The 22,381-nt window shown below is 73.5% G+C and carries 24 protein-coding genes; 14 read left to right on the top strand and 10 right to left on the bottom strand.

Annotated elements, in window-relative coordinates; genetic code table 11:
• Positions 1-292 precede the first annotated feature (292 nt).
• A complete protein-coding gene (locus IF30_RS0130845) occupies positions 293-1,981 on the top strand; it encodes a PKD domain-containing protein (RefSeq protein ID WP_030244582.1) in 1,689 nt (562 codons plus the stop codon).
• A gap of 106 nt (positions 1,982-2,087) precedes the next feature.
• Here the strand turns inward: IF30_RS0130845 and IF30_RS0130850 are convergent, their stop codons facing one another.
• Positions 2,088-2,759: a maleylpyruvate isomerase family mycothiol-dependent enzyme gene (locus IF30_RS0130850; RefSeq protein ID WP_051711604.1), complete on the bottom strand. Its 672-nt coding sequence runs from the start codon at positions 2,757-2,759 to the stop codon at positions 2,088-2,090.
• A 71-nt stretch (positions 2,760-2,830) separates the two neighbouring features.
• On the opposite strand from IF30_RS0130850, the gene IF30_RS45755 reads away from it, so the two are divergent.
• Positions 2,831-3,985: a LysR family transcriptional regulator gene (locus IF30_RS45755; RefSeq protein ID WP_030244587.1), complete on the top strand. Its 1,155-nt coding sequence runs from the start codon at positions 2,831-2,833 to the stop codon at positions 3,983-3,985.
• Here the strand turns inward: IF30_RS45755 and IF30_RS0130860 are convergent.
• Positions 3,883-5,100, bottom strand: a complete 1,218-nt coding sequence (locus tag IF30_RS0130860) for an erythromycin esterase family protein (RefSeq protein ID WP_063752852.1) — start codon at positions 5,098-5,100, stop codon at positions 3,883-3,885. The genes IF30_RS45755 and IF30_RS0130860 overlap by 103 nt on opposite strands.
• Before the next feature lie 102 nt (positions 5,101-5,202).
• Between IF30_RS0130860 and IF30_RS0130865 the strand changes: the two genes are divergently transcribed.
• On the top strand, positions 5,203-5,937 hold the full coding sequence (locus IF30_RS0130865) for a TioE family transcriptional regulator (RefSeq protein ID WP_030244591.1): 735 nt from the start codon (positions 5,203-5,205) through the stop codon (positions 5,935-5,937).
• A gap of 194 nt (positions 5,938-6,131) precedes the next feature.
• Here the strand turns inward: IF30_RS0130865 and IF30_RS0130870 are convergent, their stop codons facing one another.
• Together IF30_RS0130870 and IF30_RS0130875 are read right to left on the bottom strand one after the other, a co-directional pair.
• Entirely contained in the window at positions 6,132-6,986 is an 855-nt protein-coding gene (locus IF30_RS0130870; protein ID WP_030244592.1) for an AfsR/SARP family transcriptional regulator, read from the bottom strand.
• A gap of 218 nt (positions 6,987-7,204) precedes the next feature.
• Positions 7,205-8,005 (bottom strand): ScbR family autoregulator-binding transcription factor, encoded by an 801-nt coding sequence (locus tag IF30_RS0130875; RefSeq protein WP_234322907.1) that lies wholly within the window; start codon positions 8,003-8,005, stop codon positions 7,205-7,207.
• 462 nt (positions 8,006-8,467) lie between these two features.
• Between IF30_RS0130875 and IF30_RS0130880 the strand changes: the two genes are divergently transcribed.
• Complete coding sequence (locus tag IF30_RS0130880) at positions 8,468-9,466, top strand: ScbA/BarX family gamma-butyrolactone biosynthesis protein (protein WP_030244597.1); 999 nt, start codon at positions 8,468-8,470, stop codon at positions 9,464-9,466.
• Positions 9,467-9,702: 236 nt separating this feature from the next.
• Here the strand turns inward: IF30_RS0130880 and IF30_RS0130885 are convergent, their stop codons facing one another.
• Positions 9,703-10,134, bottom strand: a complete 432-nt coding sequence (locus IF30_RS0130885) for an ASCH domain-containing protein (protein ID WP_030244598.1) — start codon at positions 10,132-10,134, stop codon at positions 9,703-9,705.
• 215 nt (positions 10,135-10,349) lie between these two features.
• Between IF30_RS0130885 and IF30_RS0130890 the strand changes: the two genes are divergently transcribed.
• Both IF30_RS0130890 and IF30_RS0130895 read left to right on the top strand, forming a co-directional pair.
• Positions 10,350-10,880 carry a DUF5959 family protein gene (locus IF30_RS0130890; RefSeq protein ID WP_051711606.1) on the top strand — a complete coding sequence of 177 codons (531 nt, stop codon included), beginning with the start codon at positions 10,350-10,352 and terminating at the stop codon, positions 10,878-10,880.
• A gap of 181 nt (positions 10,881-11,061) precedes the next feature.
• The gene (locus IF30_RS0130895; protein WP_030244602.1) at positions 11,062-11,730 is read left to right on the top strand and encodes a response regulator transcription factor; all 669 of its coding nucleotides are present in this window, start codon (positions 11,062-11,064) and stop codon (positions 11,728-11,730) included.
• A 159-nt stretch (positions 11,731-11,889) separates the two neighbouring features.
• Here IF30_RS0130895 and IF30_RS50405 read toward each other — a convergent pair whose 3' ends face one another.
• Positions 11,890-12,012, bottom strand: a complete 123-nt coding sequence (locus IF30_RS50405) for a hypothetical protein (RefSeq protein ID WP_267884578.1) — start codon at positions 12,010-12,012, stop codon at positions 11,890-11,892.
• 194 nt (positions 12,013-12,206) lie between these two features.
• Between IF30_RS50405 and IF30_RS0130905 the strand changes: the two genes are divergently transcribed.
• Genes IF30_RS0130905 through IF30_RS0130920 form a run of 4 tightly spaced genes read left to right on the top strand, consistent with a single transcriptional unit; the run spans position 12,207 to position 14,314 of the window.
• Positions 12,207-12,599 (top strand): ArsR/SmtB family transcription factor, encoded by a 393-nt coding sequence (locus IF30_RS0130905; protein WP_030244604.1) that lies wholly within the window; start codon positions 12,207-12,209, stop codon positions 12,597-12,599.
• Positions 12,596-13,357, top strand: coding sequence for an aquaporin (locus IF30_RS0130910; RefSeq protein WP_030244606.1), 762 nt, complete (start codon positions 12,596-12,598; stop codon positions 13,355-13,357). Before IF30_RS0130905 ends, IF30_RS0130910 begins: the two co-directional genes overlap by 4 nt.
• A gap of 40 nt (positions 13,358-13,397) precedes the next feature.
• Complete coding sequence (locus IF30_RS0130915) at positions 13,398-13,817, top strand: arsenate reductase ArsC (protein ID WP_030244607.1); 420 nt, start codon at positions 13,398-13,400, stop codon at positions 13,815-13,817.
• 26 nt (positions 13,818-13,843) lie between these two features.
• Positions 13,844-14,314 carry a GNAT family N-acetyltransferase gene (locus IF30_RS0130920; protein ID WP_030244609.1) on the top strand — a complete coding sequence of 157 codons (471 nt, stop codon included), beginning with the start codon at positions 13,844-13,846 and terminating at the stop codon, positions 14,312-14,314.
• A gap of 260 nt (positions 14,315-14,574) precedes the next feature.
• Here IF30_RS0130920 and IF30_RS0130925 read toward each other — a convergent pair whose 3' ends face one another.
• From IF30_RS0130925 to IF30_RS0130935, 3 genes are all read right to left on the bottom strand, one after another.
• Positions 14,575-15,798: a sensor histidine kinase gene (locus IF30_RS0130925; protein WP_030244611.1), complete on the bottom strand. Its 1,224-nt coding sequence runs from the start codon at positions 15,796-15,798 to the stop codon at positions 14,575-14,577.
• Between the two features lie 252 nt (positions 15,799-16,050).
• Positions 16,051-17,445: an FtsX-like permease family protein gene (locus tag IF30_RS0130930; protein WP_030244613.1), complete on the bottom strand. Its 1,395-nt coding sequence runs from the start codon at positions 17,443-17,445 to the stop codon at positions 16,051-16,053.
• Between the two features lie 5 nt (positions 17,446-17,450).
• A complete protein-coding gene (locus tag IF30_RS0130935) occupies positions 17,451-18,215 on the bottom strand; it encodes an ABC transporter ATP-binding protein (protein WP_051711610.1) in 765 nt (254 codons plus the stop codon).
• A 305-nt stretch (positions 18,216-18,520) separates the two neighbouring features.
• Here IF30_RS0130935 and IF30_RS0130940 point away from each other — a divergent pair, with 305 nt between their 5' ends.
• The 4 genes from IF30_RS0130940 to IF30_RS0130955 all read left to right on the top strand — a co-directional run bounded on the left by IF30_RS0130940 (position 18,521) and on the right by IF30_RS0130955 (position 21,611).
• The gene (locus IF30_RS0130940; RefSeq protein WP_030244618.1) at positions 18,521-19,117 is read left to right on the top strand and encodes a hypothetical protein; all 597 of its coding nucleotides are present in this window, start codon (positions 18,521-18,523) and stop codon (positions 19,115-19,117) included.
• On the top strand, positions 19,114-19,860 hold the full coding sequence (locus tag IF30_RS0130945; protein WP_234322908.1) for a hypothetical protein: 747 nt from the start codon (positions 19,114-19,116) through the stop codon (positions 19,858-19,860). Before IF30_RS0130940 ends, IF30_RS0130945 begins: the two co-directional genes overlap by 4 nt.
• 200 nt (positions 19,861-20,060) lie before the next feature.
• Complete coding sequence (locus IF30_RS0130950; RefSeq protein ID WP_030244621.1) at positions 20,061-20,933, top strand: ketopantoate reductase family protein; 873 nt, start codon at positions 20,061-20,063, stop codon at positions 20,931-20,933.
• Between the two features lie 39 nt (positions 20,934-20,972).
• A complete protein-coding gene (locus tag IF30_RS0130955) occupies positions 20,973-21,611 on the top strand; it encodes a DUF6817 domain-containing protein (RefSeq protein WP_063752854.1) in 639 nt (212 codons plus the stop codon).
• On the opposite strand, the gene IF30_RS0130960 is transcribed toward IF30_RS0130955, so the two are convergent.
• Positions 21,608-22,345 carry a VOC family protein gene (locus tag IF30_RS0130960; protein ID WP_030244624.1) on the bottom strand — a complete coding sequence of 246 codons (738 nt, stop codon included), beginning with the start codon at positions 22,343-22,345 and terminating at the stop codon, positions 21,608-21,610. The two genes, IF30_RS0130955 and IF30_RS0130960, sit on opposite strands and share 4 nt — an antisense overlap.
• Positions 22,346-22,381 lie beyond the last annotated feature (36 nt).

The raw sequence follows: 22,381 nt of genomic DNA on the forward strand, positions 1-22,381 counted from the left end.
ACCAACCGGAATCGCTCATTCCGATCGTAGCCACGGGCCCGCGGACCGCGCGCGACGGCCGCCCGCGCCTCGCCGGCCCCGCCCGCCTTCCGATCCTTGCCCCCTCAACCCCTCCCGGCGCGGCCTGTAAGCTGATCATCGATTCGAACTGTGTGGAACCTGTTCGACTTATGACAGAAGTGTGGGGGGATCGGTGCACAATCGCCGGCTCGTAGTTCTGGCTGCCCTCACGGCAGCGGGTGTCGGTCTCACGCCCGGGATCGCCCTGGCGGACGGGCCCGGAAAGGCACCCGTGGCCCCCCTGGCGCCGACGGCGCCCGCCACCCAGGAGGCGGGCGGTGCCGGTCCACGGCCGGCATCGGCACAGGCACCGGCACCGGAGATCCAGGGCAAGGCCTTCAGCAGCCCGGCCGACCGGACGGTGGTCTCGCCGAAGTCCGGCGCCGGTGCCGGCGCGCCGGCACCGGCCCAGGGCGCACGCGCCCAGGCCGCGCCGATTGCACAGGACACGCCGGGTGCACAGGGCAGTTCGTACCTGGCGATCAGCCTGTACGCCACCACGCCCACCGCGCACTCGCTCGACCTGCAGACCTTCGTGACCGTCGGGAACGAGGCCGCGGTCGACGTCACCATCTCCTGGGGCGACGGGACCACGGACACGTTCTCCGGCACCATCCCCGGCTACCCGTCCGACATGCGCCACACCACGCACACGTACGCCGCGGTCGGCACCTACGACGTCAAGGTCACGGCCAAGGACACCACGCACGACGTCGTGGCCACCAACGAGGTCAAGGTCGTCACCTCGGGCGCGGAGTTCACCCCGCACCCGCCGACCCGGCTGCTGGACACCCGCACGGGCGTCGGCGCCGCCGCGGAGCAGGTCGCCGGGCGCAGCACGGTGGCCCTGAAGGTCGCGGGCGCCGCCCAGGTCCCCGCCGGGGTCTCCGCGGTGGTCCTCAACGTCACCGTCACCGACCCCGCCGGCCCCGGTCACGTCTCGGTGCAGCCCGCGAAGGACCTGGCCGAGGGCGCCGAGACCTCGAACGTGAACTACGAGGCCGGCCAGACCGTCCCGAACCTGGTCGTGGCGTCGGTCGGCGCCGACGGGTACGTCTACCTGTTCAACGCGGGCTGGCAGCCGATCGACCTGATCGCCGACGTCACCGGCTACTTCACACCCTCCCCCGCCAGCGGCTACCGGGCGGTGCCGCAGGTGCGCGCCGTCGACACCCGGGACGGCACGGGCACGGCGGCGGGCCAGGTCGCCGGGCAGTCGAGCTTCGATGTGGACATCGCCGGCCACAACCGGGTGCCGCAGGGCATCACCGCGGTGGCACTCAACCTGACGGCCACCAACCCGCAGGACGCCGGCCACCTGGTGGCCTACCCCACCGGGCAGGCGACGCCGACCGCCTCCAACGTGAACTTCACCGCCGGCCAGACGGTCGCCAACGCGGTGATCGTACCGGTCGGCCCCGACGGGAAGATCACCGTGCGCAACGGGAGTTGGGCGCCGACGGACGTCGTGATCGACGTCGTCGGCTACTACACCCCCGACAGCCGCTCCGCGCTCGTGCCGTCCCGCGTGCCGTTCCGGATCGTCGACAGCCGCAAGGACAGCTGGGGCCGCCCGGCCGGCCCGCTGCCGGCCCGCAGCTTCTTCGCGCTCCGGCTGGAGAGCGACACCACCGCGCCCCGCGTCGACGGCTGGGTGCTGAACACCACCGTCACCGACACGACCGGGCCGGGCTTCCTGTCGGTCGCCCCCGACCCGAACTTCTGGTCCGCCTACCAGGACGGCACCGCGAGCACGCCGCAGCGGCCCGGATCCTCCACGCTGAACTGGACGGCGGGCGCGACCGTCCCGAACGTCGCCCAGACCCCCGGCGGCAGGGGCGGCATCGTCGACATCTGGAACCAGGGCTGGCAGGACATCGACTTCACGGTCGACCTGCTCGGCTTCTACCAGACGATCTGACCAACCTTCGGTCCTGCGGGCGGGGCGGCGCTCCGCCCGCAGGACCGCCCGCACGTCCGGTCGCAGGGCGGTTTGCACCTGTCGGCGGCCGGCCCCCGGCGGACCCCTATCCGCCCCAGGCGAAGCGCCCTGCGGCCGACCCGGTCAGCAGCCCGGCCGGGACCCGCCGGCCGTAGGCGACCAGCAGGAGGTGCTCGGCCCGGCCCTCGACGGTGCCCGGGCCCTCTCCGTACGACCAGTCGGCATCGGTCGCCCGCAGGCGGACGCCGTCGACCCGCGCCCCGAAGAACCGCAGGGTGAGCGGGGACACGCCGGCCAGCAGGGCGGTGGTCCGGGCGACCGGCAGCCGCGGGGGCAGGCCCAGCGCGACGGTGATGTCGAGGCCGTGGACGACGTCGTGCGCGAGGGCCGCGATCCGGCCGCCCACCGGCGGACGCCAGCGATGGCCTGCGTTCTCGGCGAGGGCGGCGGCGAGTTCGCGGTCGGTCAGCGCACCGGCATCGCGGCGGGCCAACCGGTCGGCCATGCGGTGCACGTTGCCGCCGGAGCGGGCGAGTTCGAGGACCGTCCGCGCCGTGGAACGCCGGAACCCGGTACTCATGTGGGCCGCCACCTCCCGCACCCGCCAACCAGCGCACAGCGACGGCGAGTTCCACTGCCCCGGGGAGAAGTCGGCGAACACCCCGGCGAGTTCCCGGCGCTCGGCCGCGACCTGTTCGCCGATCCAGGCGATCCCCGCGAGCGACCCTGCGTCCTGTTCCTGCGGCACGGTTTCCATGCCCCCAGCCTGCGGCCGGACACGTCCACCCGTCCAAGGCCGGGAAGTTCTGCCGCCTATGATCGGCAGTTATGGAACTGCGGCAGCTCCGGTACTTCGTCACCGTCGCCCAGCACGGCAGCTTCACCCGGGCCGCCCAGTCGCTGCACCTCACCCAGCCCGGAGTGAGCTCCCAGATCCGGCAGCTCGAACGGGAGCTGGGGCACCGGCTGCTCGACCGCTCCGGCCGCACCGTGCGCCTCACCCCCGCCGGGGAGGCCGTCCTGCCCCACGCGCGGGCCGCGCTCGCCTCAGCCGAGGCCGCCCGGCGGACGGCGCAGGACTTCGACGGGCTGCGGCGCGGACACGTACGGCTGGGCATCGTCGCCGGGGCGGCACTGACCCCGCCATCCGGACCGGACGCCTTCCCCGGCCTCGCCACCACGCTCGCCGTGTTCCGCCACGAACACCCCGGGATCGACTTCTCCCTCACCGAGGACACCACCACCGGAATGCTCGCCGCACTGCGCGACGGGCGCCTGGACCTCGCCGTCGTCGGCCTGCCCACCGCCGCCGCGAGCGGGCGCGAGGACGACGACGGCTGGACGACACTGACCGGGCTCATCCTGCACACCGTGCTGGAGGTCCCGCTGGTCGCCGCCTGTCCCGAGCACCATCCACTCGCAGCCGCCGGGGGCAGTGCGCGGTCGGGCGGGGCGGGGTCGGGCGGTGCCGGACCCGGCAGTGCCGGGCCGGTGGGCGCCGGATCGGACCGTGCCCACTCGTGCGACGCCCACCCGTGCGATGCCCTCCCGGTTGCCGCGCTCCCGGTTGCCGCGCTCGCCGGACACGCCCTGCTGAGCACCCCGCGCGGCACCGGCATGCGGACCGCGCTGGAGCGCGCGCTGGCCGAGGCCGGGGCGAGTCCGACCGTCGGCGTCGAGGCGGCGGCGCCACCGCAGTTGGCGGAGCTCGCCGCGCACGGCCTCGGGGTGGCCGTCCTGCCGGACCCGGGCAACGTGCCGGGCCTGCGGGTCCGCCCCCTGGCGGATCCCGTCCCGATGGTGCGGATCGCGCTGGCCTGGCCGGACGGACGGCCCGCCGCGCCCCCGGCCGCCGCGCTGCTCTCCCGTCTGCGCGCGACCTACCCGGGCCCGGCAGTTCCTCGGACCCCTGGTGCCGCCTGCGTCCCCGGTGCCTCGTCCGCAGCCACCGCAGCCGCCACCGCCGCGCCGTCGGCGACGTGAAGGAGTGCGGCCGCGCCGTCGAGAACCTCCCGGTCGAGCGGGAAGTAGCCTTGCTCCGGCGTGGTGTCGGTGCGGGTACGGCCCTCGGCAGGGAGCGTCGCCTCAGTCAACTGCCACAGCAAGCCGCGGCGTTGGAGGAAGGCCTCGTGGGTGTCCGGCGCCGGTTCGCCCAGCCCGATGGCCTCGCTGCGCCCCAGGCTGCCCGCGATGAAGGCGTACCGCTCGCCCAGCAGTGCGCCGACGATGCCGCCCGCGCCGTTCCACTCGCAGGCCAGCCCGCCCTGCGCCCAGGCGCTCGGGTTCCGCCGCAGGTGCTGGTTGTGCGAGAAGACCAGGGTCGGCCCGCGCCGGGCTTCCAGGCCGCGGATGTCCAGGAGGTTCTGCGCCATGAGCGCGTCCCGCATGCCGAGCAGGCCGCTCAACCGGGTGCTCGGGTCGAGGTCCGGGACGGCCGCCTGCGCGTGGTAGCGCAGGAGGGCGACGGCGGCGGTCAGCCGCGTCCGCGCTCCGTGCCATTCGGCGAGCGAGGTCGCGCCGATCAAGTCCGCCGCGCGCGCGTGCAGCCGGACGAGCAGGTCGTCGGCGAGGCACCGCAGCCGACCCGCCTCGGGGGTGGCCCCGGGCGAGCGGGCCGGGTCCAGCACCGCCTCCGCCCGGCTCCAGCGTTCGTCCTCGCCCGCCGGGCCTTCGATGTCGAGGTCGAGCCCCAGGTAGTCGCGGACGTGTTCGAGGTAGCGGCGTGGGCTGGGGGCGCTGTAGTTCTCGGTCGGGGTGTCGAAGCCGTGGAACGCCAGTCGTTCCCCGGGTGGGCGGTGGCGGTTGAACTCCCGCATCCAGGCGACGAGTCGGCGGTTGGCGTCGTGCGCTCCGAAGCCGTGCGAGAAGCCCTCGCCGGTCGCCGCGTCCAGGGAGCCCACGCCCTCCCGGACGTAGGCGTCCACGGCGAGCGCCGCCACCCGGTCGGTTTCGAGGGCGATCGACCGGAACCCCCGGTCGACCAGCCGGGCGAACAGTTCGTTGCGGACCAGCCCGAAGGCCGGTTCCTGGTGGGTCGGCTCACCGAGCCCCAGCAACTCGCATGACGGGGTGAGGAAGTCGTGAATGTCCTGACTCATGGACCTCAAGCGTATCCTTGACGGGACGGTTGAGACTTTTCCGCCCATCACCCGGTCCCTGCCTGAAAGAAGTCTCAAACAGGTCCGAACGGAAAGCCGACCATGCGCCCTTCCGATCTCGCACGTGAGCACGGCATCTCGACCCAGGCCGTCCGCAACTACGAGCGCGACGGGTGCCTCCCACCCGCCGACCGCACGCCCAGCGGCTACCGGATCTACACCGAGCTGCACGCCGCCGCCCTGCGCGCCTTCCTCAGCCTCGTGGCGGCATACGGGCACGCGACCGCCGGCCTGATCATGACCGGCATCCACGCCGAGCGCCTCGACGACGCACTGACCGCCCTCGACCGCGGCCACGCCCAACTGCTGCGTGACCGGGAGACCTTGGCCGCGGTCCGCGAGGCCGTCGACCACCTCACCGCCGCACCCGGGAGGCCCACTGGCTCCTCAGCCGCACCGGCCCGACCGGCACCGTCGGGTTCCCTCACCGTCGGCGAGGTCGCACACCGGCTCGGCGTCACCCCCGCGACCCTGCGCTCCTGGGAAGCCCACGGCATCCTCAGCCCCGCCCGCGACCTCACCACGGGCCACCGGATCTACCTTCCGGCCGACGTCCGCGACGCCGAACTCGCCCACCTCCTCCGGCGTGGCGGATACCTGCTGGACCACATCGCCGGCGTGGTCCGGCAGGTCCGCGAGGCGGGCGGCACCGGCGAACTGGCCGCCGCCCTCGACGGCTGGCACCAACGCCTCACCGCCCGGGGTCTCGCCATGCTCACCGCCGCCGCCCGTCTCGGTGCCTACCTGGCCCTCCGCGCTGCGCCTGAAGCGCCTTGAGGGCGTGGCCAGTTGAGGGCGCGGCCGCTTGAAGGGCGCGTCCGCTTGAGGCCCGTGATGGATCCGTGGGCCACCGAAGCCGCCGTCGCTGCCCGAGGTGACGGCGGTCGGCTGCTTCACACCAGCCGGAGGAACCGGGAGGTGCACCGGTCCGGACCGACCCGGGTTCAGCCGACCCCGGCACGGATCCCGCTTCAGCCGATCCGGGCGAGGCGGGCCGGGCGGCCGGCGACCCCGTCGCCGAGTTCGCCCGGCTGTTCCTGGTCGGGTCGCTCGGGGGCGGCGAGCAGGATGGAGCGCTGCAGGCGGCGCAGCCCGGCGGACGGTTCCATGCCCAACTCCCGTACCAGGGTGTTGCGCAGCCGCTGGTAGGCCTCCAGTGCCTCGCCTCGGCGCCCGGAGCGGTGCAGGGCGACCATGTACTGACCGTGCAGGCTTTCGTGGGTGCGGTAGCGGTCGACCAGGACGGTGAGTTCGGCCAGCAGCACCCGGTGCCGGCCCAGGCGCAGGTCCGCCTCGATCCGCTGGTCCAGCGCACAGAGTCTGGTTTCCTCCAACCGCTTGGCCTCGACGGCGAGTTGGCCGCCGACCGGGACGTCGGCGAAGGCCGGACCGCGCCACAGGGCGAGCGCCTCGCCCAACTGCCGGGCGGCCAGCGGGAAGTCGCCGCCGTCCATGGCCCGGTAGCCGTACCCGGCGAGGCGGTCGAACTCGCGGAGGTCGACGAGTCCGCCGCCGCTGTTCAACATGTAGCCGCCGGCCGAGGTCACCAGGACGTCCTTGGCGCAGGCCGCGTCCGAGGCTTCGCGACCCCGGGCGAGGGCCCGGTCGATCAGGTCTCGCAGTTGCAGCACGTAGGTCTGCACGGTGGTGCGAGCGCTGCGCGGCGGACGGCCGCACCACAGCTCGTCGGCGAGGACACCCGCCGGGACGACCTGATCGGCGCGTAACGCCAGCAGGGCGAGCACCTGCCGAGGCTTCGGGGCCGTCGGTACCACCGATGCCCCGCACAATTGGACCCCCAAGGCCCCCAGCACCCGGATTTCCACGACGACCACCCCAAATCCAGACGGGTCGGCGACCCCGACGGCCACCGGCCGGGCGGGTGCTCCGCTGCTCAAGGTCCGCGAACTGCCGGGAGAGATCGGTGGAGCACCCGACACCTATCCAAAAACAGGACGGACGGTTTGTCAACACAAAACCGAACGCGCTGTTTGTTTTTAGGCAGAGCATTCGCCCCTGGACGGGCCCCCAGGACCGGTGAGCGTCAGCGCTGCCCGGCCACTCCGATGACCGCCCCGGCACCCGCGCCCTCGACGGCCGCGCCGCCGGGGCCGCCACCGACCACAGCACCGGGGCCGTCGGCCGGACCGCCCTCGGGCTCGGACTCGGGCCCAGCCTCGCCCGACTCGTCCCCGTCGGCCGACATCGCCCGGGCCGCCTCCAGCTCGGCCACCACCCGGCCGCCCCGGTCCGCCCCGAGGTCCAGCGTGGCCAGCACGCCGGGTACGGCGATGCTCGGCATCAGGTGCTGGTACAGCACGGCGACCCGACGCTCCAGGTCCGCCCGGCCGGACATCTTCTGGGACTGGATCTGCACTCCCGTCCAAGCTCCGGTCACCAGCCAGGCCGTCTCGGCGGGCACCACGTGGGGCAGCAGTTCGCCGCACCGGCCGGCCGCCACCAGCACGTCCTCGGCCCGCTGGATCCAGCCGGGCGCGGCGCCGCCGCTGAAGTCGCCGAACACGTCCTGGCCGAGGGAGAGCCGCGCGCCAGCGCTCAACAGCGGGTCGCGCGGCATGAGATGGGCGACCACCATCCCGAGGTCCACGAACTCCTGGAGCTTGCAATGCCGTTCGGGGATCTCGTCGCGGCCGAACTGCTCCTCCAGGACGCCCTGGGCCAGCTCCCGCTTCGACGCGAAGTGGAAGTACACCGCACCACGCGTCACACCGGCGCGGGCCACCACCGCGCCGATCGTCGCCCCCTCGTACCCGCACTCGTCGAAGACGGCCGCCGCCGCCTCCAGGATCTGCCGACGTGTCCGGACCGCTCGTTCCTGCCGCACCACCGCAACCACCCCGCCCGAAAGGTCGGCAAACAAAACCAAACACCCCGTATCTTACTCGCCGATCCCACCGGCGTCCCTGAGGCCCAGGCCCCCTGAGGCCGTCTTCGAGGAAGAGGAGCCGGGTGGACGAGATGGGTCGAACGGGTGGCCGGAGAGTTCACGGCGACGCTTCGAACCGGAGCACAGGCTCCTACTTTCAGTCGGTTCTCCCACGTCCGGACCCCTCATGATAATGAACTCGTCAAGCCCAGGCCATGAAATCGCCGCAGGTCAACAGAGCTTCACCAATCCCACACAGCCCGCGGAAAGACTCAGACCCTCACAGACGGTGTCCGAACGACCCCGCTGGGCCGCCGACGAACCTTTGTTCTGGCTCCTTGAAAACCAAACCGGTAGGTACGTATCTTACGAGCCCTGAGCAGCCCAACCCGCCCGTCACGGCCCTTCGGAGCGCTCCCCATGACCCTGCTTGCCTTCCGCACGCCTGCCTCCGCCGTCGCCACCGCCGAGGACCCCGGGGCCGCCGCCGGCCCGGCCCTGGCCGTCGGCCCGGTACCCCGTCTCACCAGCACCGTCCCCAAGGAGTACGTGCACCGGGCCTGCCACGCCGAGGTCTTCCTGACCGGGAGCGAGCAGCTGAACGAGACCACCTTCGCGGTCTCCGCGCAATGGCCCCGGGCGCACACCTTCTTCAGCACCCCGGACGGCACCCGGCACGACCCGATCCAAGCTGCCGAAACGATCCGTCAGGCCGGGCTCTACCTCGCCCACACCCGGTTCGGCGTCCCACTGGACCACAAGTTCATGATGTGGAACCTCGACTACACCACCCGGCCACGCCACCTGCTCATCGGCGCTGCGCCCACCGACCTCACCATCGAGGCCAAGCTCGTCGCCGAGCCCCGCCGCACTCGCACCACCGTCGACTTCACCCTCAGCACGGTCGTACGCCGCGGCCCGCACCTGGCCGCCACCGGCTACGCCCGCTTCACCACCGTGCCCACCTCCACCTACCAGCGGCTGCGGAAGGGCCGCCACGGCATCGACCAGGCCCCGTCCGCCAGCCCGGCGACGGAACCGCTGCCGCCGGCCCGGGTCGGCCGGCTCCGCGCCTGCGACGTCGTCCTCACCCCGGCTGACGAACCCGGCAGCTGGCACCTCACTCCCGACCTCCGGCACCCGATCCTCTTCGACCACGCCAACGACCACATACCCGGCATGGTCCTGCTGGAGGCGGCCCGCCAGGCGACCAACGCACTGACCAGCCCGGTCACCGTCACCCCCGGCTCCGCGGCCACCACCTTCCACCGCTACGCCGAACTCGACGCACACACCACGATCACCGCCCGACACACCCCCGGCGAGGACCCGGACGCCCTCGTCACCACCGTGACCGGCCACCAGCACGGCGAGCCGATCTTCACCACCGTCCTCACCGGCCACCCGGACCACCGCTGACACGACACCCGCCGCACCGCGCGGGCAGCCGGTACGGCCGGGCAACGGCAGCTGGAACGGCTCACACGATCCACCCGACCCCGCACCACGGGGAGGCCCGCCCGACCACCCGGCGGGCCTCCGCCCTTCCCGCTCCGGACGAGCGACCCGCGGCAGCGATCACCGCGTCCCGCGCCGTTCCGGCCCGCAGGACCCGTCCGCTCGGCCCTCCCGGCCTCCCGGCCGGTCGACACCGGTCACGGACCACCAGGGCCGTCGGGCTCGACCACTCGGAAGCGCTCCGCCACGACGAGAGTGTCGTCACCGATGACCGGGGTGCGGCCCAGGTACTCGCTCACGCCCTCGCTCCGGAAGAACTCCTCGTGGGCCGCCCGCCACTGGGCCACATCGGAGTAGCCGCGTCCCTCGGCTCGCGCGAACTCGTCGTCGATCGCCTTCATGGGAACGACGCGCACCTCGACGAGCTCGATCGTCACGGCGGGCCGACCTTCCGAGTCAACCACCGAGAACCGCTGACCGGCCGTCGGCACCGCCTCGCCGGCGTGCTCGTAGATCTCCAAGAGGCCCGTGAGCGCGGTCTTCTGACCGCTCAGGATCGCCGCCACGCCACGGTCACGCTCCGGACCGGGAAAGGCGAGTTCGAGAGTCGAGAGGTCGTCGTGTCCCATCGGGCGAGGGTACGAAGCCCGGCCGCGCCGATCAAGGGCCGCCGCCCGCCCGCTCCCGGCACCCACCACGGCAAGCACACGTTCCCGGCCTGCCCACGCGACCGCCCCGACGGACGGAACCTTGGCGGGAACGCATCCCCTCCCGGACTGGCACCGGGGCGAACACCTGCGCGAGGATGTCAGCCCTTGGACCAGCTGCCACCGGGAGCACGCCGATGACCGAAGTCGCGTCGCACCACAACGAGTTGATCAGACTGGCGGACCGCCCCGGCACCGATGACGCCCCCGGCCGGTACGGACGGACCGGCGGCCGCACCGTCCGGGTCGAGGTACTGGGGCGACACGCGCCCGGCTCCCCGCTCGGGCACGACTGGCTGGACTGCGAGATCACCGTCACCGCCGACTCGGTGCGCGGACACTTCGCCACCCTGGTCACCGACCGCCACCTGCAGCGCTGGGAGGCGGCCCTGGACCGGCTCGGCCAGGGCTTCGCCGTCCGCTGGCTGGACGAGGAGCACGGCCCGGAGCTACGGATCGAACCCGGACGGCCCGGCGGACTGTGGGTGACCGTCTCCGACGCGGAGGACTCGGGCGTCCTGCTCCGGGTCGTCCTCTCCCCAGCACCGGACTGGCTGGACGAACAACGCGCGCTGCTCAGGCGCGTCCGGCACGCCTATCCACCCGGGGCAGCCGAGCCCTCCCCGGGCGCCCTCGCCTGGCGCAGCGAAGCTGCCGACCGGACGTGACAGGACCCGGCAGGACGTGACTGAATCTGATTGATCGTCAATCTTCCTATTGCATAAGAGGTGACGAGTCCGGCCGGCGAACCTCGCGCAGAGTGGGGAGGGACAGCGGGATCGTGCCGCCGGGCAGGAACAGCGCAAGGTGGTGCATCCTGCCGGTGAAGCGGCCCGGATAATGGCCGACATGACCAACAAGCAGCTCCGCGTCGTCCTCGCCGAGGACTCGGTGATCCTCCGCGACGGGATGGTCGAACTCCTCACGGCCCGGGGCTGCGCGGTGGCCGCCACCGCCGGCACGGCACCCGAACTGATCGCCGCTGTCACCGAGCACCGCCCCGACGTGGCCGTGGTGGACATCCGGATGCCGCCCACCCACACCGACGAGGGGATCCGGGCGGCCGTCGAGATCCGGGCCGCGCTGCCCGAGGTCGGGATCCTGGTCTTCTCCCAGCACGTGGAGACCGCCTGGGCCTCCCGCCTGCTGGCGGACGGCGCCGCCGGCATCGGCTACCTGCTCAAGGAACGGGTGGCCCGCACCTCCGCGTTCGTCGACGCCCTGCACCGGGTCGCCGCGGGCGGCACGGCACTCGACCCGGAGATCGTCAACGGACTGCTGCACGGCCGGCGCCGCAGCCTGGTGGACACGCTCACCCCGCGCGAACGGGAGGTGCTGGAACTGATGGCCCAAGGCCACTCCAACCGCTCGATCGCCTCGCTGCTCGTCGTGTCGGAGCGGGCGGTGGAGAAGCACGTGGCCGCCGTGTTCACCAAGTTCGACCTCCCCGCGACCGACGCCGACAACCGCCGCGTCAAAGCCGTGCTCGCCTATCTCGCAGAGAGCGGCACCCTCTGAGGCGGGCGGCTACGGGCGAGGCACGTGAGACGCATGAGAGCCGTTCACGGCCCTCCTCATGAACGGCCCCCATGGGCCTCCTCATGAACGGCGCTCATTCACCGAGGCAACCAGCGTCACCAGGACCTGGTAGGCGACGAGCGACCCCTCGGGGGCGCTTCAGGCCGTGGTGCCGCAGCAGACGTCCGGCGCACTGTCCGCACTCTTGCCGACGGTGCCGACGTCGGCCTTCACCACGTCGGCCTTCACCACGTCGGCCTTCACCACGTCGGCCTTCCCCACGTCGGCCGGGGCGACGCTCGACCGGCTCGGGGCCGAACGGCTTGGCGGGGAAGGCGGTGGAGCGTTCGAGTTCGGCGTCGCGCAGGGCGAGCCGAACAGGGGACATGCCGTCCTCCCCGGTCCGAGAATGCGTTTCGACATCTGTCGATACAGCAGCCTTGCCCATTCGATTAGATGGATGTCAACATAGACACATGTCGAATTCAGAGCTCGTCATCCTCGGGCAGGACGACGCGACGGCGTGCTGCACGCCGCTCGCCCGTGAACCGCTGGACGAAGAAGCCGCCGTGGACCTGGCGAAGATGTTCAAGGCGCTGTCGGACCCGGTGCGACTCAGGCTGCTGTCGCTGATCGCCTCCCACGAGGGCGGCGAGGCCTGCGTCTGCGACCTGACCGGCCCCTTCGACGTCTCCCAGCCGACCATCTCCCACCACCTGAAGGTGCTGCGCGAGAACGGCCTGGTCGGCTCCGAGCGCCGCGGGACCTGGGTCTACTACTGGGTGCTGCCGGCCGCGCTCGCCAAGCTGTCCGCCCTGCTGCAGCCCCCGGCCGGCACCGCCACCCGGCCCGCGGGCGGCGCGAGATGACCGAGGCGGCTCCGTTGGTGCGCCGGTCCGCGGTCGAGTTCGTCGGGACGGGCGCCCTGGTCGCCGTCGTGGTCGGCTCCGGCATCCAGGCCACCAAGCTCTCCTCGGACGTCGGCGTTCAACTGCTCGCCAACTCCCTGGCCACCGTGTTCGGCCTGGGCGTGCTGATCGCCCTGCTGGGACCGGTCTCCGGCGCGCACTTCAACCCGGCGGTCACGCTGGCGGCCTGGTGGACCGGCCGCCGCGACGACGACGGACTCACCCCGCCTCTGCCCCTGCGGGAGGTCGCCGCCTACGTGGCCGCCCAGACCGCCGGCGCCATCGGCGGAGCCGTGCTGGCGGACGCGATGTTCGCCGAGCCGCCGACGAACTGGTCGACGCACGACCGGTCGGCTCCGCACCTGTGGCTCGGCGAAGTCGTCGCGACGGCCGGACTCGTCCTGGTGGTCCTCGGTCTGGCCCGCGTCGGTCGCGCCCGCATCGCCCCGGTCGCGGTCGCCGCCTACATCGGCGCCGCCTACTGGTTCACCTCCAGCACGTCGTTCGCCAACCCAGCCGTCACGATCGGGCGCGCCTTCACGGACACCTTCGCCGGCATCGCGCCCGCCTCGACGCTGCCGTTCGTCGCCGCCCAGCTGATCGGCCTGACCGTCGGGGTCGCCCTGGTCCCCGTACTGTTCGGCCGCCCTGCCAAGCCCGCCGCCGAGGGCGCCGTGGTCCCGCAGGGCGAGCACCACCCGGCTGCCGTCGGCCGCTGAACCCCGCCCCGCCGCTCCTGCCCGAAGGAAGAACCCGATCGTGACCAGTCCCGCTGTCCCGTCCGTGCTGTTCGTCTGCGTCCACAACGCCGGCCGCTCCCAGATGGCCGCCGCCTTCCTCACCCACCTCGGCGGCAAGCGGGTGCAGGCCCGCTCCGCCGGCTCCGCCCCGGCCGACACCGTGAACCAGGCCGTGGTCGAGGCCATGGCCGAGGTCGGCATCGACATCTCCGCCGAGGTGCCGAAGGTGCTCACCGCCGAGGCGGTACAGGCGTCCGACGCGGTGATCACCATGGGCTGCGGGGACGCCTGCCCGCACTTCCCCGGCAAGCGGTACCTGGACTGGAAACTGGACGACCCGGCCGGCCAGGGGGTAGCCGCCGTCCGGCCGATCCGGGACCGGATCGAGCAGCTCGTCCGCGGCCTGCTCGCCGAACTCGGCATCGAGGCCGCCGCGTGACCACCACCAGGGTGACCGTCACCGGGATGCTGCCCGAGCACGCCGGGCAGGTGCTGGCGATCTACCAACTGGGGATCGACGGCGGCGACGCCACCTTCGAGACCACCGCCCCGACCTGGGAGGACTTCGACGCCTCCCGGCTCGCCGGACACCGGCTGATCGCCCTGGAAGGCAGCCGGGTGCTGGGCTGGGCCGCGGTGGCGCCGGTCTCCGGCCGGTGCGTGTACACCGGGGTGGTCGAGCACTCCGTCTACGTCCACCCCGGCGCCCGGGGTCGAGGCGTCGGCCTGGCCCTGCTGACCGCGCTGCTGGACTCCACCGACGCCGCCGGGATCTGGACCGTGCAGTCCGGCATCTTCCCGGAGAACACCGCCAGCCTGGCCCTGCACGCGAAGGCCGGCTTCCGGGTCGTCGGCACCCGCGAGCGCCTGGGCCGCCACCGCGGGCGCTGGCGCGACGTCGTCCTGGTGGAGCGCCGCAGCCCCGCCGTCGACTGACCGGCGCTGCCGCAGCCCGTTCGCGCGCGCTCCCGACTCGCCCGCTGTTCATGAACTCCACTCATGACCACTGCTCATGAGTGGAGCTCATGAGTGGAGCTCATGAGTGGAGCTCATGAACGGCAGTCATTCGTTCGGGCCAGGAGCGATACCCATGAGCGTTGCTCATGGGTCGGCCCGTGAACAACGCTCATGACAGCACATGAACAACCCTCATGGGCCCGCCATGAGGCTCCCTCATGCCCTGCCCCCCGTGCCCCTCACAGTCTGCTGGGCAACTCGGCGCTGACCACCGTCGGGCCGCCCGGTGGGCTGTCCACCCGTAGCGCCCCGTCCACCGCGGCGAGTCGTTCGGCGAGACCGGCCAACCCGGTGCCCGCACCGATCGTGGCGCCGCCGCAGCCGTCGTCGCGCACCGTCAGCCGGACCTTCCCGTCAGCCGCGCTCGCGGTCAGCTCGGCCGACCGGGCGTCGCTGTGCTTGGCCACGTTGGTCAGCAGTTCGGCCGCGCAGAAGTAGACGGCCCGCGCGATCACTTCCTCCGGGCGTTCCCGCAGGTCCAAGCGGACGGTGACCGGCACCGGCGAGGTGGCGGTGAGCCCGGGAAGGGCCGCGCCCAGCCCGTCGTCCAGCGCCACCGGGTGGATGCCCCTGGTCAGCCGGCGCAGGCCTGCGATGGTGTCGTCGGTCTGCCCTCGGGCCCGGTCGACCAGCGTGCGCAGGCGCCCGAGGTCGGCCGCGGCCGGGTCCGCGAGGACGTCGTCGGCCAGCGACAGGGTGATGGCGAGTGCGACCAGCTGTGCCTGGGTGCCGTCGTGCAGGTCACGTTCCAGGCGCCGGAGCCGTCCGGTGTTCTCGGCGAGCAGGGTGGCTCGCGCGTTCTCCAGTTCACGCACCCGCTGCTGCGAGCGCACCGGGCCGAGCAGTGTCCGGGCGAGGGCACGGTTCGCCCGGCTGAGCGTTCGCAGCGCGGCGGGGACGGCGGCCAGGAGGAGCAAGCCGACCGGGATCGCGCCGAGATCCAGCCAGCCGAACGGCCGCGGACCCGGCTCCATCAACCGCACCCAGAGCGGGAAGCCCACCAGCCAGAGGCAGCCGAGCGGTAGCCCGACCGCGGCGAGGAAGCCGACCGCGCCCAGCGGCAGCCGAAGGAAGAGATAGAGCAGCACCCGCCAGGCCACCGGATCGGTGAGCACCGCCCGGCCCCGGGCGAACACCCCCGACGGGCGAGGCAGCGGCTGCGGCGTGGGCACGGTTTCGGCGAGCAGCCGTCCGACCAGCCATCGGTGCAGGCCGCCGACCCTCCGGGCCCCGAGGAGCGCGACCACCACGAACGGCAGGCCGAGGACGGTGAGCGAGAGCAGCACTCCCGCGTAGAGCACAGCGACGGCGTACACCCCGCCGAGCACGCCCAACGGCAACCCGAGGACGGCAAACACCACCTCGCCGCCCCGCACCGCCAGGAACCGCCGCCGCTCAATCACCGCTCACCTCACGCACCGCCCACCTCACGCACCGCCCACCTCATGCACCGCCCACCTCAGCCACGGCCACCTCAGCCGCGTCAGCTCCACCGGTCGCCCGCCGACCGGTCCCCAGCATCCAGCAAGGCACCCCCGAACCGCCGCACCGGGCCCGCCTCCCCTCCCGGACACTCCACTCCCCTCCCCCCTCTCACCGCCGCTTCCCACCCTCCCCCGTCCACCGCCGCCCGGGCCGCACCCGCACTCGTCACCTCACCCCCGCTCACCGCTCACCGACTCGACCGCCGATCCGCCGGCCGCCCACACCCCCGTGCCCACGATCCCCGGCACCGTCAGGAGCGCCGCCCCCAGCACCAGCCAGGCGCACCCCGCACCAGGCACCGTCGGCACCACCGACCCGCGCACCGCCCGGCTGAACGCTCCCGAGGCCGCGGCTGCCACGGCCGCCCCCAGCAGGACGCCGATCACCGTGGTCAGGGCCGCCTCCACGGTGAGCATCCGCAGCAGTTGCCGTCGCGTCGATCCGACCAGCCGCAGCAGGGCGAACTCCCGGCGCCGGTCGGCCGTCAGCGCGACGAGGGTGTTGACGGTGGAGACCGCCGCGAAGCAGACCAGCAGGCCGAGCTCCGCCTGTCGCAGCCAGATGTCGCTCGCCTTGGTGACGCTGGTCGCGGCCCCCGTCGCCCGGGCCACCCGGTCGGCGGTGCTGGTCATGATCAGCATCGTGCCGGAGAGTCCGACGAGCAGCGCGACCGGCACCATCGCGGAGGAGAGCCGGGCCGCATAGCCACGCAGGTTGGCGTCCGCGAGCCAGCCCGCCCTCGGCGCGAGCAGCCGGACCGGCGCGCCGAGGACGGCGGCCGACCCCCGCGCCGCCAGGGGCCCGAGGAGCGCGACCGCTACCAGCAGCACGAGCGAGCCGAGCAGCGCCGCCTGCCCGGCCTTGTCCAGCTCGTCGGCCCGCCTGGTCGCAGCCAGCCGCAGCAGCAGGACCCCGCCCGCCAGAACCGCGAGCCCGCTCAGCAGCCGCAGCGCGGCCCACCCCCGTGGGCCGCCCGCCGCCCCCTCGGCCAGGGCGACGGCCGGGGCGGGCCGGGTGACCCGCCAGGACGACGCTGCGGTGGCCGCCAGGCCGACCAGCAGGGCCACGCCGAGCGCGACCAGCATCGGCACCGGTGTCCCGGATGTGCGCAGACCGGGCGCGGCCATCCCACGCCGCTGCAGGGCGGCGAGGAAGGCCCGGGCGGCGAGCAGCCCCGTCGCGCAGCCGGGTACGGCCGCCAGCAGGACGGTCGCCGCGACCTGGGCGCGTACGACGCGCCGCACCTGGCGGGGCGTCGCCGCGACGGTGCGCAGCAGGGCGAGGTCGCGGTGCTGCTGACGGAGGGTGAAACCGAGCGCGTTGACCACGACGAACAGCGCGACCAGGACGGCGATCTCGCCGAACGCCGCCGCGATCACCATCACGCCCGGGCCGGCCACCGGTGCCCGGGCCACCGCGCTGGGCGCCGTCGCCTGCGCCGCGACCAGCGAGCCGAACAGCGTCACGGCCGCCATCTGCAGGAACAGTGCCGCGGCCAGTCCGGCGAAGGCCGCCGGCCGGCGCCGGATCTGCCCCACGGACAGGGCGAGGACCGGACTGCCCATCGTGCTCACCCGCCCATCCGGCTCAGCCTCGCAGCGACCTGCGAGGCGGTGGGCGCGACCAGCTCGTCCACCAGCAGCCCGTCCGCGAGCAGCAGCACCCGGTCCGCGTACCCGGCGGCCACCGGGTCGTGGGTGACCATCACGCAGGTCTGCCCCTCCGCGTCGACGCCCGCGCGCAGGAGGTCGAGGATGTCGTGGCCGGTGGCCCGGTCCAGTGCGCCGGTGGGCTCGTCGGCGAACAGCACCTCCGGCCGGGCAACGAGTGCCCGGGCGATCGCCACCCGCTGCTGCTGGCCACCGGACAGCTGCCCGGGCCGGTGTCGTTCGCGCCCGGCGAGCCCGACCCGGGCCAGCGCCTCCCGTACCCGGGCCCGCTCCGGCGGCTGCCCGGCCAGCCGACCGGGCAGCTCGACGTTCTGGGCGACGGTCATCGCCGGCATCAGGTTGAAGGCCTGGAACACGAAGCCCACCCGGGTGCTGCGCAGTCGCGCCAGCCGCCGTTCGGGCAGCCCGGACACCTCCGTGTCGCCCCATCGGACGGTGCCCCGGGTGGGCCGGTCCATCCCGGCGAGGCAGTGCAGCAGGGTGGTCTTGCCCGACCCGGAGGGCCCCATCACCGCCGTGAACGTCCCCGGCGCGAAGGCCACGGACACCCCGCGCAGCGCCCGGACGGCCGCCGTGCCGCGCCCGTACTCGCGGTGCAGCCCCTCCCCGCTCAGGGCCGTGCCCGTCACCCCGTACCGCGCCGCCGGGGTTGCGGCTGTCGTCATCCCGTTCATGCCCTCCATGCTGGGCGTCCGGAGCGGCGGGATCGATTGTGCTGGCCCCCGTATTTAGGGTTCGGAAAACCGAACCCCGCAGGTGGTGCTGCACCCCCTCGGCCGGGTTGCGGCACCGCCAGGACCGGATTCACCCCGCGACACGTCCGCGCCGGACGCCCGCCACCCGCCACCCGCCCACCAGCCACCCGCCACACCCTTGCCGGGCGGTTCCCAGGCCCGCCGTCAGATTTCCAACCTGCCGGTTTTCCGACCCCGGCCTCCCCTCCGCCCGGCTCACGAGGAATCATGATCGGGTGACCATCGACCTGCTGCCCGGCCACGGCGTCCGTCTGCCTGCCCCGCTGCCCGAACTGCGGTTCGGCCTCACCGAGGCAGCGGTGCGCGGACTGCTCGCCCCGCACGGCGAGTTGCTGCCCGACGGCGTGCAGAACACCTTCGTCTGTGGTTGCCGTTGGGCGCTGGCCCTCCAACTGCCCGGCGTCAGTGTCACCCTGTGCGCGGACGACCACGACCGGTTCCGGAGCGTCACGGTGGTCCGCAACCCGAGCGACGACCGGCCCGCCTGTCCGGTCGGCTACCACGGGATCGACCTGCTCGGCTGGCCCGCGCACGAACTGGTCGAGGCCCTGCGCGCCCAGGGCCTCCCGGTGCCCGATCCCACCCACAGCACCCTCCGCTACGACTCGCTGTACCTCTACCGCCGACCCGCCGCGTCGGCCCCCTCGCGGTCCCCGCGCCCGTCGCGGTCCTCGCGGTCCTCGCGCCCGGCTCGAAAGCCGCGCCACGAAGGGCCGTTCACCTTCGACGTCGTCTCCCACTCCGCCCCCGCCCAGGACTCCGAGGTCGCCCAGCACGCCGAGGGTGCCGAGGGTGCCGAGGCCGCCCAATGACGCCCCGGGCACCGCGGATCCCGCAGCCGACCGGCACCGCCACCGGTCCGCACGACGCCGCTTTCCTCCCCCGTCTGCGCCTCTCCCCCCGCCCGGCCCGGTGCCCGGTCACGGCGCCGGTCCCCAAGCTCGGCGGCGAGCCCTGCTGGCTGGCCGAGCCCTCCTGGCCGCTGTCGCCCACCACCGGTCAACCCCTGGTCTTCATCGGCCAGTTCCCCGTACCGGGGGCCGAGGTGCGACTCGCCTACCTCTTCCTCGACCCGGCCGACGGCCCCATGGGCGGCCCCGACCCGGAGGCGGGCGACGCCGTGCTGCTCGTCCAACCGGGCGGCCGGATCCCGCCCTTCGCCGTCATCGGGCCGGCCGGTACCCGGGGCCGCACGCTCTGGCGCCTCGGGCCCGATGGTGCGCAGACCCCGGTCGAGTACCTCCTCGACGTGCTGCCCCTCCCGGGCGAGGTCGACCGGTCGATGGACGAACGGGCGGCCTTCCAGAGGCACTGGCGCGGCGAGGGCCCGGAGGTCCGCTTCCCGGACGGTCCGCACGTCCACGACCACCTCGGCGGCAGCCCGTCCTTCCCGAGCGGCCGGGCCGGGGTTCCCGCGCCCTGGCAGTACTTCTTCGCCCTCGCCGGCGCCCAGGACGAGGACGAGCCGTACTTCCTCGACTTCGGCTACGGCGACGGGTTCGCCTTCCTCAGCCCGGACGGTCTGGAGGGCCGCTTCTACCGGGAAACGCCGTGACCGCCACCGTCCCAACCACCTTCTCACCCAAGGGAGTCACCATGACCACCGTCCCCGAGCCCACCGTCCCCGAGGCCACCACCACCGAGGCCACCGAGCCCGCCACCATCCAGGCCACCGCCTCCGAGCCCACCGCCACCCGGAGCACCGCCCCCGAGCCCGCCACCACCGAGGCCACCGGCTCCGAGCCCACCAACCCCCTGACCGTCGCCGTCCTCGGGCCGGGCGGCGTCGGCGGACTGATCGGCGGGCTGCTCGCCCGGGCCGGCCACCGCGTCGTCTGCCTGGCCGGCGCGGAGACCGCCGCCGCCATCGCCCGGGACGGACTGCACGTACGAAGCGCCCAGTTCGGCGAGTTCACCGCGCGGGTCGAGGCCGCCACCGAGCTGCGCGAGCCCGTCGACGCCGTCTTCGTGACCGTCAAGGAGACGGCACTGGCCTCCGCACTCGACCGGTTGCCCGCGCAGGCCGTGGGCGCCGGGATCGTGGTGCCGCTGCTCAACGGCCTGGACCACATGGCGCTGCTGCGCGACCGCTACCCGGCCGCCCGGGTCGTGGCGGGCACGATCCGGGTCGAGGCCACCCGGACAGCGCCCGGGCGGATCGAACACGGCAGTCCGTTCGCCATCGTCGAACTCGCCACCGTCGAAGACGAGTTCGCCGCACAGCTGCGGCACGCAGGGCTGGACGTGACGCTGCGCGACGACGAGACGGCGATGCTGTGGAGCAAGCTGTCCTTCCTCGCCCCGTTCGCGCTGCTCACCACCCGCCACGCGAGCGGGATCGGCACCGTGCGGACCGAGCACCGGGCCGAACTCCTCGCGGTGCTGGACGAGATCACCGCGGTCACCCGGGCGGTCGGGGCACCGGCCGACGCCGAGGCCCTGCTCGCCTCCTTCGACCGGATCCCCGGGACGATGAAGTCCTCGATGCAGCGCGACGTGGAAGCCGGCCGCCCGACCGAGCTCGACGCCATCGGCGGTGCCGTGCTGCGGGCCGCCGACGTCCACGGGGTGGCCGTCCCGACGCTCACCGCCCTGGTGGGCGAGCTCTCGGACTCCGCCGGGCGGTGACGGTTGCCCTGGGCGTCACCTCGGGGTAGGAATCCTGGGGTGACGCCTTCCGACCACCACAGCGACCCCGCAGGGGTCCGCATCGAGGCCTTCCTCCACGCCCACGAGGCCGACCGGATCCCGCACCCGGGCGGCACGCTGCTGGCACACCTCCGGCGGGTCGCGGCCCTGCTGGCGGACTGGGGCTGCGACCCCGCCGTCCAGGCCGCCGGCCTCTGCCACGCCGCGTACGGGACCGACGGGTTCGACCGCACCCTGCTGTCACCCGACCGGCGGGAGGAGCTGGCCGACCTCATCGGCCGACGCGCGGAGGCGCTCGTCCACCTGTACGCGAGCTGCGACCGGGCCGCCGTCTATCCGCGCCTCGGCGTGGAGCGGACGCCGGTCTTCCGCGACCGGTTCACCGGGGACGAGCGCACACCGACGGAGGAGGAACTGCGCGCCTTCCTCGCCATCACGGTCGCCAACGAGCTCGACGTCCTCGCTCACAACGCCGAGCTCGCCGCCCGCTACGGACCGGACCTGTACGGCCTGTTCGCCCGGGTCCGGAGCCTGCTGCCGCCGGCCGCCTGGCAGGCCTGCACCGACCTCCTCGGACCGAAGGCCGGTGGTCAGCACGGTCCTGACGCCCAATCACATGTGAAGAAGGGGACCGGCCCGGGGCGGGAGCGGGCCTAACGGGGGCTGAGCAGGCAGAACTCGTTGCCCTCCGGGTCGGTCAGGATCCGCCACGAGATGGCGGACTGGTCGATGCCCGGGTCGGAGGCGCCCAGAGCGCGCAGCCTGGCCTCCTCGGCTGCCGGGTCGTCGCCGCGGTAGGGGCTGATGTCCAGGTGGACGCGGTTCCAGACGCTCTTGGTGTCGGGGGTGCGGACGAACTCCAGGTAGGGGCCGACGCCTTGGGCGGAACGCATGGTCGCGTGGTCGTCGGCGACCTCGTGCACCGTCCAGTCCGTCGCCCCGCCCCAGAACCGGGCCATCGCCCGCGGGTCGGTGCAGTCGACCACCACCGCGGCGATCGGCCCGGTGTCCCGGTAGATCTCCCGGGGCTCCAGGACGCAGAACTCGTTGCCTTCCGGGTCGGCCATGACCGTCCAGGGGACCTCGCCCTGGCCCACGTCGGCGAGCGTCGCCCCGAGGTCCTGCAGGCGTGCGACCAGCTGCGCCTGATGGGCCGTCGAGGTGGTGGCCAGGTCGAGGTGCACCCGGTTCTTCACCGTCTTGGGTTCCGGGCGGGCGACGAGGTCGATGCAGACGGCCGCGGGGTCGGGGTAGGCGAAGCCGACCGGTTCGAGGTTGGTCACGCCGGGGCCCTCGCTGTCGACACCCCAACCGAGGGCCTCCGCCCAGAACCGGCCGAGCGCGGCGTCGTCCTGGGCCTTCATGTTGATCTGCACGAGTCGTGTTGCCATGCCGTCGATCCTAGTTCCGGAGCCGGTGGTGACGAT

This window comes from Streptomyces sp. NRRL S-350 (assembly GCF_000719705.1).
Classification (GTDB): Bacteria; Actinomycetota; Actinomycetes; order Streptomycetales; family Streptomycetaceae; genus Kitasatospora.

Bases quoted from the DNA above. Each gene is read 5' to 3' on its own strand.
- IF30_RS0130850 (WP_051711604.1), bottom strand. From the start codon at position 2,759: ATGGAAACCGTGCCGCAGGAACAGGACGCAGGGTCGCTCGCGGGGATC.
- IF30_RS45755 (WP_030244587.1), top strand. From the start codon at position 2,831: ATGGAACTGCGGCAGCTCCGGTACTTCGTCACCGTCGCCCAGCACGGC.
- IF30_RS0130860 (WP_063752852.1), bottom strand. From the start codon at position 5,100: ATGAGTCAGGACATTCACGACTTCCTCACCCCGTCATGCGAGTTGCTG.
- IF30_RS0130865 (WP_030244591.1), top strand. From the start codon at position 5,203: ATGCGCCCTTCCGATCTCGCACGTGAGCACGGCATCTCGACCCAGGCC.
- IF30_RS0130880 (WP_030244597.1), top strand. From the start codon at position 8,468: ATGACCCTGCTTGCCTTCCGCACGCCTGCCTCCGCCGTCGCCACCGCC.
- IF30_RS0130885 (WP_030244598.1), bottom strand. From the start codon at position 10,134: ATGGGACACGACGACCTCTCGACTCTCGAACTCGCCTTTCCCGGTCCG.
- IF30_RS0130890 (WP_051711606.1), top strand. From the start codon at position 10,350: ATGACCGAAGTCGCGTCGCACCACAACGAGTTGATCAGACTGGCGGAC.
- IF30_RS0130895 (WP_030244602.1), top strand. From the start codon at position 11,062: ATGACCAACAAGCAGCTCCGCGTCGTCCTCGCCGAGGACTCGGTGATC.
- IF30_RS0130905 (WP_030244604.1), top strand. From the start codon at position 12,207: ATGTCGAATTCAGAGCTCGTCATCCTCGGGCAGGACGACGCGACGGCG.
- IF30_RS0130910 (WP_030244606.1), top strand. From the start codon at position 12,596: ATGACCGAGGCGGCTCCGTTGGTGCGCCGGTCCGCGGTCGAGTTCGTC.
- IF30_RS0130920 (WP_030244609.1), top strand. From the start codon at position 13,844: ATGCTGCCCGAGCACGCCGGGCAGGTGCTGGCGATCTACCAACTGGGG.
- IF30_RS0130930 (WP_030244613.1), bottom strand. From the start codon at position 17,445: ATGGGCAGTCCGGTCCTCGCCCTGTCCGTGGGGCAGATCCGGCGCCGG.
- IF30_RS0130935 (WP_051711610.1), bottom strand. From the start codon at position 18,215: ATGACGACAGCCGCAACCCCGGCGGCGCGGTACGGGGTGACGGGCACG.
- IF30_RS0130945 (WP_234322908.1), top strand. From the start codon at position 19,114: ATGACGCCCCGGGCACCGCGGATCCCGCAGCCGACCGGCACCGCCACC.
- IF30_RS0130960 (WP_030244624.1), bottom strand. From the start codon at position 22,345: ATGGCAACACGACTCGTGCAGATCAACATGAAGGCCCAGGACGACGCC.